Raw genomic sequence first — 11,944 nt, forward strand, 5'->3', positions numbered from 1 at the left:
TCCGCGGACATCAGTGCGCGCGCTCAGCCCTCGCGGGCGGTGAGCCCTTGCGGGCGGTCAGCCCTTGCGGGCGGTCAGCCCTCGCGGGCGGTGAGCACGATCGGGTCTCCGTCTGTGATCGCGATGGTGTGCTCGGAGTGCGCGCCGCGTGAGCCGTCCGCGCTGCGCAGTGTCCAGCCGTCGCGGTCGGTGTAGATCTCGTCCGTCGTCTCGAGGAACCAGGGCTCGATCGCGATCACGAGTCCCGGTCGCAGGGGGAAGCCACGGCCGGCGCGGCCGTCGTTCGGCACGTGCGGGTCGCCGTGCATGGTGCGGCCGACGCCGTGGCCGCCGAACTGCGTGTTGATCGAGTAGCCCTCGGCGTGGGCGACGGCGGCGATCGCGGCCGAGATGTCGCCGACGCGATTGCCGGGAAGTGCGGCGACAATCCCGGCCGTGAGCGCGCGACGGGTCGTGTCGATCAGCCGCAGGTCCTCATCGCGGGCATTCCCGACGACGAAGCTGATCGCGGAGTCGGCGACCCAGCCGTCGACGGCGGCCGCGAAGTCGAGGGTCAGCAGGTCGCCGTCCTGCAGACGGTAGTCGTGGGGGAGACCGTGCAGCACGGCATCGTTCACCGAGGTGCAGATGACCTTGCCGAACGGGCTCGCGCCGAACGACGGGTGGTAGTCGAGGTAGCTCGAGACGGCGCCGGCGCTCCTGATGAGGTCGTGGGCGATCCGGTCGAGCTCGAGCAGGTTGGTGCCCACGCGCGCCGCTGTGGCCGTGCGCGCCAGCACATCGGCGACGAATCGCCCTGCCGGGCGCATCTGCTCGATCTCGGCAGGGGTCCTCAACTCGATCACACGATCTCCTCACGTCGTGCGAACAGTTTTTCACGCCTTCGGCGAACCCGCAGCCACCGCACAGCCTGGCACGGATACGCTGGTCGCGTGTTCATCCGCAAGGCGTTTTATTGGTGGCTCTTCCCGTCCGCCGTCGTCCTGCCCGTCTGGCTGCTGATCGGCTGGGCGATCTTCCACCCGAGCGGGTGGGCGTTCGTCGCTCTGCTGGTGATCTGCCCCATCCTGTTCATCGCCCAACTCGCCATCGGCGGCATCATCGCGGCGCGCAGGAGCGTGCGGGAATCCCGGGCGGTCTCCTGGTACGACGTGGGTCTCCTCACGGCCTGGCACGCCTCGATCGTGGTGTTCGGCTGCTTCATCGACGGGGTGTCCAGCTGGTTGCCCGTCGTCGGCATCCTGCTCGGACTGGCGACGTTCTGGATCGTGCTGTGGGAGCTGGTGACGGAGACCCGGACCCGGGTGCAGCAGACGTTCGAGGCCTACGAACGGGCCGCGCAGCCGCAGCAGGTGAACCGTCCGCCCGCCGCATCCGGTGACGCCGTCGAGTACATCGTCATCGAAGAGCGCCGCGACGAGAGCTGAGGCGCACGGTCCTGTGCGCTGAGCCTCTTCGGCCGGATCGGGCGCGCTTTGGCAAACCGGCCCCCTTCATGGCAGAATTGTTGTTTGTGCCGCGGCCAGGCTCTGCCACAGGGGAGCCAGCAATCCTCGCGGACACCCCATAACCGATAATCCGGACGCAGCCGGCGCGGTCACCCGCGTTCGCTGCAGTCCCCAAGTCCGTCCTCGACCTGTGGCGGGTACAGAGAGCGAACCCAGCAATGCACATTCTCGATCAGGTGGATGCCGCTTCACTGAAGCAGGACATCCCGGCCTTCCGCGCCGGCGACAACGTCAAGGTCCACGTCAACATCGTCGAGGGTACCCGCTCTCGTATCCAGGTCTTCCAGGGCGTCGTCATCGGCCGCTCCGGCGAAGGCGTCCGCGAGACCTTCACGGTCCGCAAGGTGAGCTTCCAGGTGGGCGTCGAGCGTACCTTCCCGGTGCACTCCCCGGTCATCGACCACATCGAGGTCGTCACCCGCGGTGACGTGCGTCGCGCCAAGCTCTACTACCTGCGCGAGCTGCGCGGCAAGAAGGCGAAGATCAAGGAGAAGCGCGACAACTGAGGCCCGACGCGCCTCGACTCGCGGTTCCCGTAGAACCTGCTCTGAGCTCCCGTTCCTTTACACTGGACCGGGAGCTCAGGCGGTTAAATGACGGAAGAAGCAGTGCCCACCCGGTCGAACCGCGTGGCGACGGAACGGCGCGGCCGACGGCGCAGCACCGGTGCCTTCATCCGCGACATCCTCATCATCTTCGTCGTCGCGATCCTGGTCTCCTTCCTCATCAAGACGTTCATCGTGCGGTCGTTCTACATCCCGTCTGCGTCGATGGAGAACACGCTGCAGATCGACGACCGCATCATCGTCAACGAGCTCGAGCCGGGCATGATCCCGATCAGCCACGGCGATGTCGTCGTCTTCCGTGATCCGGGCGGCTGGCTCGCCCCGCAGCCGCCTGTCCACCAGAACGGGTTCGGCGCCGCCGTCGACCAGGTGCTCACCGTCATCGGGCTCTCGGCGGCCGACAGCAACGACCATCTCATCAAGCGGGTCATCGGGCTGCCGGGCGACCGGGTCGCGTGCTGCACGGCCGACGGACACGTCTCGGTGAACGGTCAGGCGCTCACCGAGCCGTACATCCTTGTGCCGCCCGGCAAGAAGGACGCCGCGACCAGGAGCTTCGACGTGACGGTTCCGAAGGGCGAGCTCTGGGTGATGGGCGACAACCGCTACAACTCCCAGGACTCCTCGCTGAATCAGGACCTTCCCGGCCGCGGATTCGTGCCGATCGACCACGTCGTCGGGCGCGCCTTCGTGATCAGCTGGCCGACGAACCGCTGGACCTGGCTCGACGACTATCCCGACGTCTTCCGCGGAGTGGAGGAGAATCAGAAGTGATGACTCCGATCAGCCCGACCCTCCGTTTCGAGCGCTCGCTCTACCGTGACGGCGTCACGTCGATCGTCGCGGTGGACGAGGTCGGCCGCGGGGCCCTCGCCGGCCCGGTCGCGGTCGGCATGGTCGTCATCGACAGCGCGGTCAAACGGATGCCCACCGGATTGCGCGACTCCAAGCTGCTGCCCGAACCGGCGCGCGAGGCACTCGAGCCGCTCTGCCGGCGCTGGGTCCTGCACTCGGCGGTCGGAATGGCGACGGCCGCGGAGGTCGACTCGCTGGGCATCATGCGGTGCCTCGGGCTCGCGGGAGCGCGTGCGCTCGGTCTGCTCGAGGCGGGCGGCGCCGACGTGCGGGAGAGCACGCTGATCCTCGACGGCAACTACGACTACCTGAACCCGGCACTGATGCGCCCCGCTCGCGTCGTGACGCGGATCAAGGCCGACAGGGACTGCGCGTCCGTCGCCGCCGCATCGGTGATCGCCAAGGTGCACCGCGACCGGCTCATGATCGCCCATGACCGCGACTACCCCGGCTACGGCTGGGCGTCGAACAAGGGCTACTCGAGCCGGGAGCACTTCGCGGCCATCGCGGAGCTCGGGCCGAGCGCCCTGCACCGGCTCACCTGGCTGAAGGACCCGGCCACGCTGGACATGCCGCTGGACATGCCGGACGACCTTCCGGTCGGCCTGCCGGGCGAACCTCCTTCGGAGTTTCCGGTGGAGCTTTCGGCAGGGTCGTCTGCGAACGGCGCTTCGGCCCTTCGTGCCGACCTCCCGGCATAGACGGGCCGATCATCCGGCATAGACTGGTCGGACGATGGATGAAGACGAGTTCGACGACTACGACCGCGAGGTCGAGTTGGCTTTGTACCGCGAATACCGGGACGTCGTCTCGCAGTTCAAGTACGTGATCGAGACCGAGCGCCGGTTCTACCTTGCGAACGAGGTGGAGTTCGTGCGCCGGGACACCGAGCATGACTTCTACTTCGAGCTGACCATGAACGACGTGTGGGTGTGGGACGTGTACCGTTCCGACCGCTTCGTGAAGTCGGTGCGCGTGCTGACGTTCAAGGACGTCAACATCGAGGAGCTCTCGAGCAAGGAGTTCGAGCTCCCCAAGGAACTCGCCCTCGACGAGTAACGGCTCGCCTCCTCCACAGGCCCAGTCCTGCACGCCCTCTGCACAGATCGCGGGGCCCGCCGCCGAGCACGCACGATCCCTCCCAGGCTTGTCCCGGGAGGTTACGGATGGCAGCGAAAGACGACCTGGGCCGGCGGGGCGAGGAGGTGGCCGCGCTCTGGCTGGAGCGGCACGGCTATCAAGTGCTGGATCGCAATTGGAGATGCCGCTCGGGGGAGCTCGACCTCGTGGTCCGGCGGGAACGGACGACCGTCTTCGTCGAGGTGAAGACACGGACCTCGGTGGCGTTCGGGCATCCGTTCGAGGCCATCACGGCGGTCAAGGCCAACCGGCTCCGGCGGCTGGCTGCGGAGTGGTGCACTACGAGGGATGAACCGCCGGGCGACGTGCGTATCGACGCCATCGCTGTGCTCGACGCCTGGAGCGCCGCGCCGGTGGTCGAGCATCTCGCCGGTGTCGCCTGATGGCGCTCGCACGCACCTACGCCGTCGCGCTCACCGGAATGCACGGCGACGTGGTCGAGGTCGAGGCGGATATCGCTGCCGGCCTGCCGGCCTTCGTGCTGATCGGGCTGCCAGACTTGGCGCTCGGTGAATCGCGCAAGCGGGTCAGCTCCGCGGCGGTCAACGCCGGATGCCCGTTGACGCAGCGCAAGCTCACGATCAACCTGTCGCCCGCCGCACTGCGCAAGCAGGGATCGGCGTTCGACCTCGCCATCGCGATCGCCGCCCTCGCGGCGGGAGGCGACCTCCGGCCGGAATCGGCGAGCCGCGTCGTGCACCTGGGTGAGCTCGGGCTCGACGGTCGGCTCCGGCCGGTGCCCGGCATCCTGCCCAGCGTGCGGGCGGCAAGGGCGGCCGGCTTCGAGCACGTGATGGTGCCGCATGCGAACGCCGACGAGGCCAGGCTCGTCGACGGCATCGAGGTCACCGGTGTCGTCTCGCTCCGCGATGCCGTGATCCAGCACGGAGGCGACCTGGCTCCCGACGACTCGCTCGAGCCGGCGGCTGTCGCCGCCGTGGTCGATGACATCGCCGCGGAGCCCGAGATGGCCGACGTGGTGGGCAATGACGAGATCGTCGAGGCCCTCGTCGTGGCCGCGGCCGGGGGACACCACGTCTCGATGATCGGGCCGCCCGGCGCGGGCAAGACGATGCTCGCGGCGCGGTTGCCGAGCATCCTCCCCGACCTCACCGACGAGCAGGCCCTCGACGTGACGTCGATCCGGTCTCTCCTCGGCGTCCGCATCGGTCACGAGCTCCTCCGCCGGCCGCCCTTCGAAGCACCGCACCACACCGCCTCGCAGGTCGCCCTCGTGGGAGGCGGGAGCGGGCGCATCGTGCCGGGCGCCATTGTTCGGGCCTCGCATGGGGTGCTGCTCCTCGACGAGGCCGCGGAGTTTCCGGCGAGCGTGCTCGATGCTCTCCGGCAGCCGCTGGAGTCGGGAGCCATCACCATCCACCGGGCCGGCGGGGTGGCAACATTCCCCGCGCGCTTCCAGCTGGTGCTCGCGTCGAATCCGTGTCCATGCGGTCGCTACGGTTCGACCGACGACGAGTGCACGTGCACGCCGATCGCTCGTCGCCGCTACCTGGCCAAGATCTCGGGACCGCTGCTCGACCGGGTGGACATCCGGCTGAACGTCCGGCGACTCGGTCTGGCGGCGGTGCGCGAGGCGGATGCGGGCGGCCAGGAGAGCGCAGCGACCCGCCCGACGAGCGAGGCGCTGCGCCGTCGCGTTGCCGCCGCCCGAGCGGTCGCCGCCGAGCGGATGGCGGGCACTCCGTGGAACAGGAACGCGGATGCGTCCGGCACCTGGCTGCGCACGGGCCCGCGGCGACTGAATCGCGCAGCGCTGGGTGCTCTCGATCGTGCCCTGGAGCGAGGCAGCCTCACGATGCGCGGCTACGATCGATCTCTCCGCCTGGCGTGGACGATCGCCGACCTCGAGACCGGTGGTGCGCCGACGGCGGAGCACGTCGCCGCGGCGCTCTACCTGCGGCGGGGGACGACGATATGACCTTCCTCCAGGTGCCGCACAGCGAGCTCGCCCGCCTGCTGCGACCGGTCGCCGCGAGATCCGGTGCCGCGGGATCGGGTGCCGACCAGGGGGATGTCCGCGCAGCGGATGTCGGCAGCGGTCCCGACGATCGTGAGGTGCTGGAGGACCGCTTCGCCACCGCAGTGTTCTCGACGCTGACCGAGCCGGGGGACACGGATGCCGGAGCGCTCGTCGGTGCGCTCGGTGCCGCGCGCGCCCTGGTGGGCCTCGTGGAGCGATGGCCGCCGGAGCGGCTGGCGGCCGAGGTGGCGGAGGCGGACCCGGGCGCCGCCGCGGTGCTCGCGCCACGCATCGCCGACGCGATCGACCGATGGACGCCGCGATTGTCGTTGGCTGGTGCGACCCGATCGCTCGAATCCGCCGCCCGGGTCGGGGCTGTGCTCCTCACCCGGTCGCACGAGCTGTGGCCGGCGGGCTTCGGCGCACTGGGTGACGGCGCGCCTTTGGCGCTCTGGGTGCGGGGCGACGCCGGGGCGATGCGGACGCTCGGGCGGTCGCTCGCGCTGGTCGGAGCGCGCGCGGCCACCGGTTACGGCGAGCATGTCGCGATGGAGGCGGCGGCCGGCCTCTCCGATCGGGGGATCACCGTCGTCTCGGGCGGCGCCTATGGGATCGACGGTGCCGCACACCGCGCTGCGTTGGCGAGCGACCATCCGACGGTCGCCTTCCTGGCGGGCGGCGTCGACCGCCTCTATCCCGCCGGGCACACCGACCTGCTCACCAGGATCGCGCAGCGAGGTCTGCTCGTCGCCGAGCTCCCGTGCGGGTCCTCGCCGACGAAGTGGCGATTCCTGTTGCGCAACCGGCTCATCGCCGCTGCGAGTGCCGCAACGGTCGTGGTCGAGGCGGGTCGCCGGTCGGGGTCGTTGAACACGGCGGGCCACGCGGCGGCGATCGGGCGACCGCTGGGCGCCGTTCCCGGGCCGGTGACATCGCCGGCGTCGGCCGGCTGCCACCGGCTCCTGCGCGAGTTCGACGCGGCCTGCGTGACCGATGCCGCCGAGATGGCCGAGCTCGCCGGGTTCGATGATCCCGTCTCGCCGGGGTCATCACGGGGCGAGGCAGCACGCCGCGTCGCCCTGGACGGCGTGGCCGTGGACGGGCATCCGGTGCGCGTGCTGGACGCCCTGGTGCGCACCCGTGGTCGCCCCGCTCACGTGGTGGCATCGTCGTCCGGGCTGTCGGTTCGGGACGTGACCGCGACACTGGCCGAACTCGAACTCGAGGGGAGGGTGGCCGAGCACGCCGACGGGTGGGTGAAGGTGTGAGAGTCGCCGCGGGTCGCGGGACCTGTGTGGGGAGCGTGCGGATTCTGGAACGAGCCGCCTGAGCTCCGCGGGATCGGCGGCGCTCGGGGGGATGCTGAGGGAGTGGAGCTGCAGCGCGCGATCGAGAGGTACGTCGCGCACCTCACGGTGGAGCGCGGGTACTCCCCGCAGACGGTTCGCGCGTACCGGTCCGATCTCGCTGCGTTCACCACCTTCGCCGAGGCGCGTGCGGTCGCCGACACCGGGGCGATCACGCTCGACCTGTGGCGGGACTGGCTGTGGGATGCGTCGCAGCGGGGCCTCTCGACGGCGACGCTCGCACGCCGCTCGGCGACCGCGAAGGGGTTCAGCGCCTGGTTGGCGCGGGCCGGAGCGGAGAACGCCGACCCTGCTGCACGGCTCAAGACACCCAAGGCCGGCAAGACCCTTCCGCGCGTGATCAACCGGGCGCAGATCGCGGAGGTGCTCGAACTACTCGCCGCGCGCGCCGCCGACGGGGACCCCGCCCGGCTCCGCGACGTCGCCGTGATCGAACTGCTCTACGCTTCGGGGCTGCGCGTCTCGGAGCTGGCGGGTCTCGACGTCGACGACATCGACCTCGACCGGCTCACCGTGCGCGTTCTCGGCAAGGGCTCGAAGGAGCGGACCGTCCCGTTCGGTGTCCCCGCGCACCGTGCCATCGTCGACTACCTCCGCCGGGGCCGTCCGCATCTCGCGTCGGAGCGTTCCGGCGCGGCCGTCTTCCTCGGTGCCCGAGGCGTTCGACTCGGAACCCGGTCGATCTACCGTCTCGTCGCCGGCCTGCTCGCCGATCTGCCCGGTACGGGACCGGCCGGACCGCACGCCCTCCGGCATACCGCCGCCACCCACCTGCTCGACGGCGGCGCCGACCTCCGTGCGGTGCAGGAACTGCTGGGCCACGCGAGCCTCGGCACCACGCAGATCTACACGCACGTTTCGACCGAGCGGCTCAAGGAGAGCTACCGGATCGCGCACCCCCGGGCCTGAACCACGCGGCACCCGGGCCACGTTGTTCGTCCGCCGAGCCCCCCGCGTCTCACCTCCCGCTTCCGCTGCCGAGGGGGAGGAGCACCGCGCGCGGGACGCGATCGAAGTACAGAAGCGGCGAGACGTACTCGCCGTACACCCGCACCCCGACGTGCAGGCACGCCTCGTTGCAGTGTCCACCCGTCGACACCACTCCGACCGAACCCCCGACCGCGACCGAGTCGCCCGCCTTCAACTCTGACCGCACCGGCTCGTAGCTCGAGAGAACACCGTCGCCGTGATCCAGCGTGAGCACCGGGCGATCCACCACGACCCCGGAGAAGTGCACGACCGCGTCCGAGGGTGCCGACACCGCAGCGCCGGGAGCCGCACGCAGATCCACCCCGCGGTGTCCGGCCGAGTACGGAGTCGCGGGCGCCTCGAACGGACGGGTCAGCGCTACCCCCTGCAGCGGCCAGCGCCAGGCGCCACGAGAGGTGCTGTCGATCGCAGCAGGACGCAATCCGGTCGCGCCTCCGTGATCCGTGCCGGCACCGAGACCTGCCGACACCGCCAGCGTTATCGCCACTGCAGGCCATCTCGCCCGCCGGATTCTCCGCATCCCGTCCTCCCTGTATCCGCCTGCGCATCGGCATGCGGGGGCCACAATCGCCCGGGATTCCGCCCGCTCAGCGAGCGCCCTCCGCTCGTGGTTCAACTGTGGTGGACGCATGCACCTGCGACGGCGGAGTCGGCTAATCCGTGGAGAACGGATCGCACGGCGCTGCGGTGGAGGGGCGCGACAGCGCGGCACGCCCGGCCGTATGCAGGTGTTTGCGAGTGTGAAGTACCGGAGTACCGTGTCATTCGCCGGTGATCCGAACACCTCCCGGTGTCCGACGGACCCGCACTCGATCGCAAAGGTCTCAGATGTCTGAACAGCAGAGAAACACCTCGTCCTCGGCGGACGACAACGCGCCCAAGCCGACGTCCGCGATGCGCCGCAAGGTCATCGGGCTCGCCGTCGCTGCGGCCGTCGGCGGCTTCCTCTTCGGATTCGACTCCTCCGTCGTGAACGGCGCGGTGGACTCCATCCAGAAGAACTTCGCGCTCAACGACTTCGTCAAGGGCTTCGTGGTGGCCATCGCCCTGCTCGGTTGCGCGGTCGGTGCGTACATCGCCGGTCGCCTCGCCGACCGGTGGGGCCGCATCAAGGTGATGCTGCTCGGCTCTATCCTGTTCCTCGCCAGCTCGATCGGCGCCGGCCTGGCCTTCTCGGTCTGGGATCTCGGCTTCTGGCGTGTGATCGGCGGTCTCGGTATCGGCATCGCCTCCGTCGTGGCCCCGGCCTACATCGCGGAGATCGCCCCGAAGCAGTCCCGCGGTAGCTTGGCATCGCTGCAGCAGCTCGCCATCACGATCGGTATCTTCGTCGCCCTGCTCTCCGACGCCCTTCTCGCCGGCGTCGCCGGCTCCGCATCGAACCAGCTGTGGTTCGGACTCGAGGCGTGGCGGTGGATGTTCCTGGTCGGTGTCATCCCGTCGGTCGTCTACGGCATCCTGGCGCTGATCCTGCCCGAGTCGCCGCGCTACCTGCTCGCGACCGGAAAGCACGACGAAGCCCGCGCGATCTTCGCCACCCTCGTGCCGGAGAGCGACATCGACCGCCAGATCGGCGACATCGAGCACTCGATCGAGGAGGACAAGGAGGGCCTCAAGGCCACCCTGCGCGGCAACAGGTTCGGACTCAAACCGATCGTCTGGATCGGCATCATCCTGTCGGTGTTCCAGCAGTTCGTCGGCATCAACGTGATCTTCTACTACTCGACGACGCTCTGGCAGGCCGTGGGATTCACCGAGAAGAACTCTCTGCTGATCACGGTGATCACGTCGGTCACCAACGTGGCTGTCACGGTCGTCGCCATCCTGCTCGTCGACCGCGTCGGACGACGTCCCATCCTGCTCACCGGCTCGATCGGGATGGCCGTCTCGCTCGGAGCGATGGCCCTGGCGTTCGCGTTCTCCGTGACGAACAGCAAGGGCGAGGTCAGCCTGCCCGGCGCCTGGGGGCCGATCGCACTGGTCGCGGCCAACGTCTTCGTCGTCTGTTTCGGCGCGTCGTGGGGCCCGCTGGTCTGGGTGCTGCTCGGCGAGATCTTCCCGACGAAGATCCGCGGCAAGGCGCTCGGTGTCGCGGCGGCTGCGCAGTGGATCGCCAACTTCCTGGTCACCGTCAGCTTCCCGCCGATGGCGGCCTTCTCGCTGCCGTTCACGTACGGCATGTACGCGGTGTTCGCTCTGCTGTCGTTCTTCTTCGTGTTCTGGAAGATCCCGGAGACCAACGGCATGGCGCTCGAGCACGCGGAGACGCTGTTCGCCAACGCGGGCAAGAACCGCGGGGTCCAGGTGCGCTCCAGCGGCGACACCGTCTAGGGCGCGTTCTGATAAGATGACTGCAGCACCCCGCTCGTCGGGGTGACTACGCGTGCCCACTCGGGTTTACGCCACATCCACCGGTCTTCACGATCCACGGGTCATCCCGTCGGCCGAGGAGCGGATGTGCGCGCCGGGCACCAGGAGTGGCGGCCGTCCGGTCGCCGCAGTCAACCGCAAGAGCATCCGCGTGCCGCGCGCGCCCGGATGCGAGAAAAGGAGAACGGCAAATGGCCGTTGTAACCATGCGCCAGCTGCTCGACAGCGGCGTCCACTTCGGACACCAGACCCGCCGCTGGAACCCGAAGATGAAGCGATTCATCCTGACGGAGCGCTCGGGCAGCTACATCATCGACCTGCAGCAGTCGCTCGCGTACATCGACAAGACGTACGAGTTCGTGCGCGAGACGGTCGCCCACGGCGGCACCATCCTCTTCGTCGGCACCAAGAAGCAGGCCCAGAACGCCATCGCCGAGCAGGCGACGCGTGTCGGCCAGCCCTACGTCAACCAGCGCTGGCTCGGTGGCCTCCTCACCAACTTCCAGACGGTGTCGAAGCGCCTCGCCCGCATGAAGGAGCTCGAGGAGCTCGACTTCGAAGGCACCACGAGCGGCTTCACCAAGAAGGAGCTCCTCATCAAGAAGCGGGAGCTCGACAAGCTGCACAAGTCGCTCGGCGGCATCCGCAACCTGGCGAAGACCCCGAGCGCGCTCTGGGTGGTCGACACCAAGAAGGAGCACCTGGCGATCGACGAGGCCAAGAAGCTGGGCATCCCGGTCATCGGCATCCTCGACACCAACTGCGACCCCGACGAGGTCCAGTACCCGATCCCGGGTAACGACGACGCCATCCGCTCGGTCAGCCTGCTGACCCGCATCGTCGCCGACGCCGCGGCCGAGGGCCTCATCCAGCGTCACCAGAAGCCCGAAGAGGGTGCAGAGCCGGCCGAGCCGCTCGCCGAGTGGGAGCAGGAGCTCCTCACGTCGTCGGGTGACGAGGTCCAGTCCAGCGCCGAGACCGAGAAGGCAGCAGACGCCGACCTCGCCGAGGCCAAGGCGGACTCCGCCGAGGTCGTCGCCGAGGGCGAAGCCGTCGCCGAGGCTGTTGCGGAGACCGAAGCCGACGCGGGCGCCGAAGCCGCGGTCGCCACCGATGACGCCACCGAGGCTGTCGTCGAGGCCGAGACCGACGCCAAGTAACCCGTCT

Annotated in this window: 13 protein-coding genes; 11 read left to right on the top strand and 2 right to left on the bottom strand. The window is 69.3% G+C overall.

All coding sequences use genetic code 11. From position 1 onward, the window contains the following. Positions 1-74: 74 nt before the first annotated feature. Positions 75-845, bottom strand: a complete 771-nt coding sequence (gene map / locus PKE84_RS16735) for a type I methionyl aminopeptidase (protein ID WP_271178388.1) — start codon at positions 843-845, stop codon at positions 75-77. A gap of 87 nt (positions 846-932) precedes the next feature. Here map and PKE84_RS16740 point away from each other — a divergent pair, with 87 nt between their 5' ends. From PKE84_RS16740 to PKE84_RS16780, 9 genes are all read left to right on the top strand, one after another. Beyond that, on the top strand, positions 933-1,427 hold the full coding sequence (locus PKE84_RS16740; protein ID WP_271178389.1) for a hypothetical protein: 495 nt from the start codon (positions 933-935) through the stop codon (positions 1,425-1,427). Between the two features lie 239 nt (positions 1,428-1,666). Continuing rightward, positions 1,667-2,014, top strand: a complete 348-nt coding sequence (gene rplS / locus PKE84_RS16745) for a 50S ribosomal protein L19 (RefSeq protein ID WP_271178390.1) — start codon at positions 1,667-1,669, stop codon at positions 2,012-2,014. A gap of 87 nt (positions 2,015-2,101) precedes the next feature. Next, positions 2,102-2,848 carry a signal peptidase I gene (gene lepB / locus PKE84_RS16750; protein ID WP_271178391.1) on the top strand — a complete coding sequence of 249 codons (747 nt, stop codon included), beginning with the start codon at positions 2,102-2,104 and terminating at the stop codon, positions 2,846-2,848. Next, positions 2,848-3,630 (top strand): ribonuclease HII, encoded by a 783-nt coding sequence (rnhB, locus tag PKE84_RS16755; RefSeq protein WP_271178392.1) that lies wholly within the window; start codon positions 2,848-2,850, stop codon positions 3,628-3,630. Before lepB ends, rnhB begins: the two co-directional genes overlap by 1 nt. Positions 3,631-3,664: 34 nt before the next feature. Further along, on the top strand, positions 3,665-3,988 hold the full coding sequence (locus PKE84_RS16760) for a DUF2469 domain-containing protein (RefSeq protein ID WP_055893100.1): 324 nt from the start codon (positions 3,665-3,667) through the stop codon (positions 3,986-3,988). Positions 3,989-4,095: 107 nt separating this feature from the next. Next, entirely contained in the window at positions 4,096-4,452 is a 357-nt protein-coding gene (locus PKE84_RS16765; RefSeq protein WP_271178393.1) for a YraN family protein, read from the top strand. Then, positions 4,452-6,008, top strand: coding sequence for a YifB family Mg chelatase-like AAA ATPase (locus PKE84_RS16770; protein ID WP_271178394.1), 1,557 nt, complete (start codon positions 4,452-4,454; stop codon positions 6,006-6,008). The genes PKE84_RS16765 and PKE84_RS16770 overlap by 1 nt, the downstream gene beginning before the upstream one ends. Further along, positions 6,005-7,318: a DNA-processing protein DprA gene (gene dprA / locus PKE84_RS16775; protein ID WP_271178395.1), complete on the top strand. Its 1,314-nt coding sequence runs from the start codon at positions 6,005-6,007 to the stop codon at positions 7,316-7,318. The genes PKE84_RS16770 and dprA overlap by 4 nt, the downstream gene beginning before the upstream one ends. A gap of 102 nt (positions 7,319-7,420) precedes the next feature. Then, the gene (locus tag PKE84_RS16780) at positions 7,421-8,326 is read left to right on the top strand and encodes a tyrosine recombinase XerC (protein ID WP_271178396.1); all 906 of its coding nucleotides are present in this window, start codon (positions 7,421-7,423) and stop codon (positions 8,324-8,326) included. A gap of 49 nt (positions 8,327-8,375) precedes the next feature. On the opposite strand, the gene PKE84_RS16785 is transcribed toward PKE84_RS16780, so the two are convergent. Then, complete coding sequence (locus PKE84_RS16785; RefSeq protein WP_271178397.1) at positions 8,376-8,894, bottom strand: peptidoglycan DD-metalloendopeptidase family protein; 519 nt, start codon at positions 8,892-8,894, stop codon at positions 8,376-8,378. A 407-nt stretch (positions 8,895-9,301) separates the two neighbouring features. Here PKE84_RS16785 and PKE84_RS16790 point away from each other — a divergent pair, with 407 nt between their 5' ends. Together PKE84_RS16790 and rpsB are read left to right on the top strand one after the other, a co-directional pair. Then, positions 9,302-10,738, top strand: a complete 1,437-nt coding sequence (locus PKE84_RS16790) for a sugar porter family MFS transporter (protein ID WP_373877168.1) — start codon at positions 9,302-9,304, stop codon at positions 10,736-10,738. Positions 10,739-10,968: 230 nt separating this feature from the next. Further along, positions 10,969-11,937: a 30S ribosomal protein S2 gene (gene rpsB / locus PKE84_RS16795; RefSeq protein WP_271178399.1), complete on the top strand. Its 969-nt coding sequence runs from the start codon at positions 10,969-10,971 to the stop codon at positions 11,935-11,937. The last annotated feature ends 7 nt before the right edge of the window (positions 11,938-11,944 follow it).

The organism is Leifsonia poae (genome assembly GCF_027921845.1).
Taxonomy (GTDB): Bacteria; Actinomycetota; Actinomycetes; order Actinomycetales; family Microbacteriaceae; genus Leifsonia; species Leifsonia poae.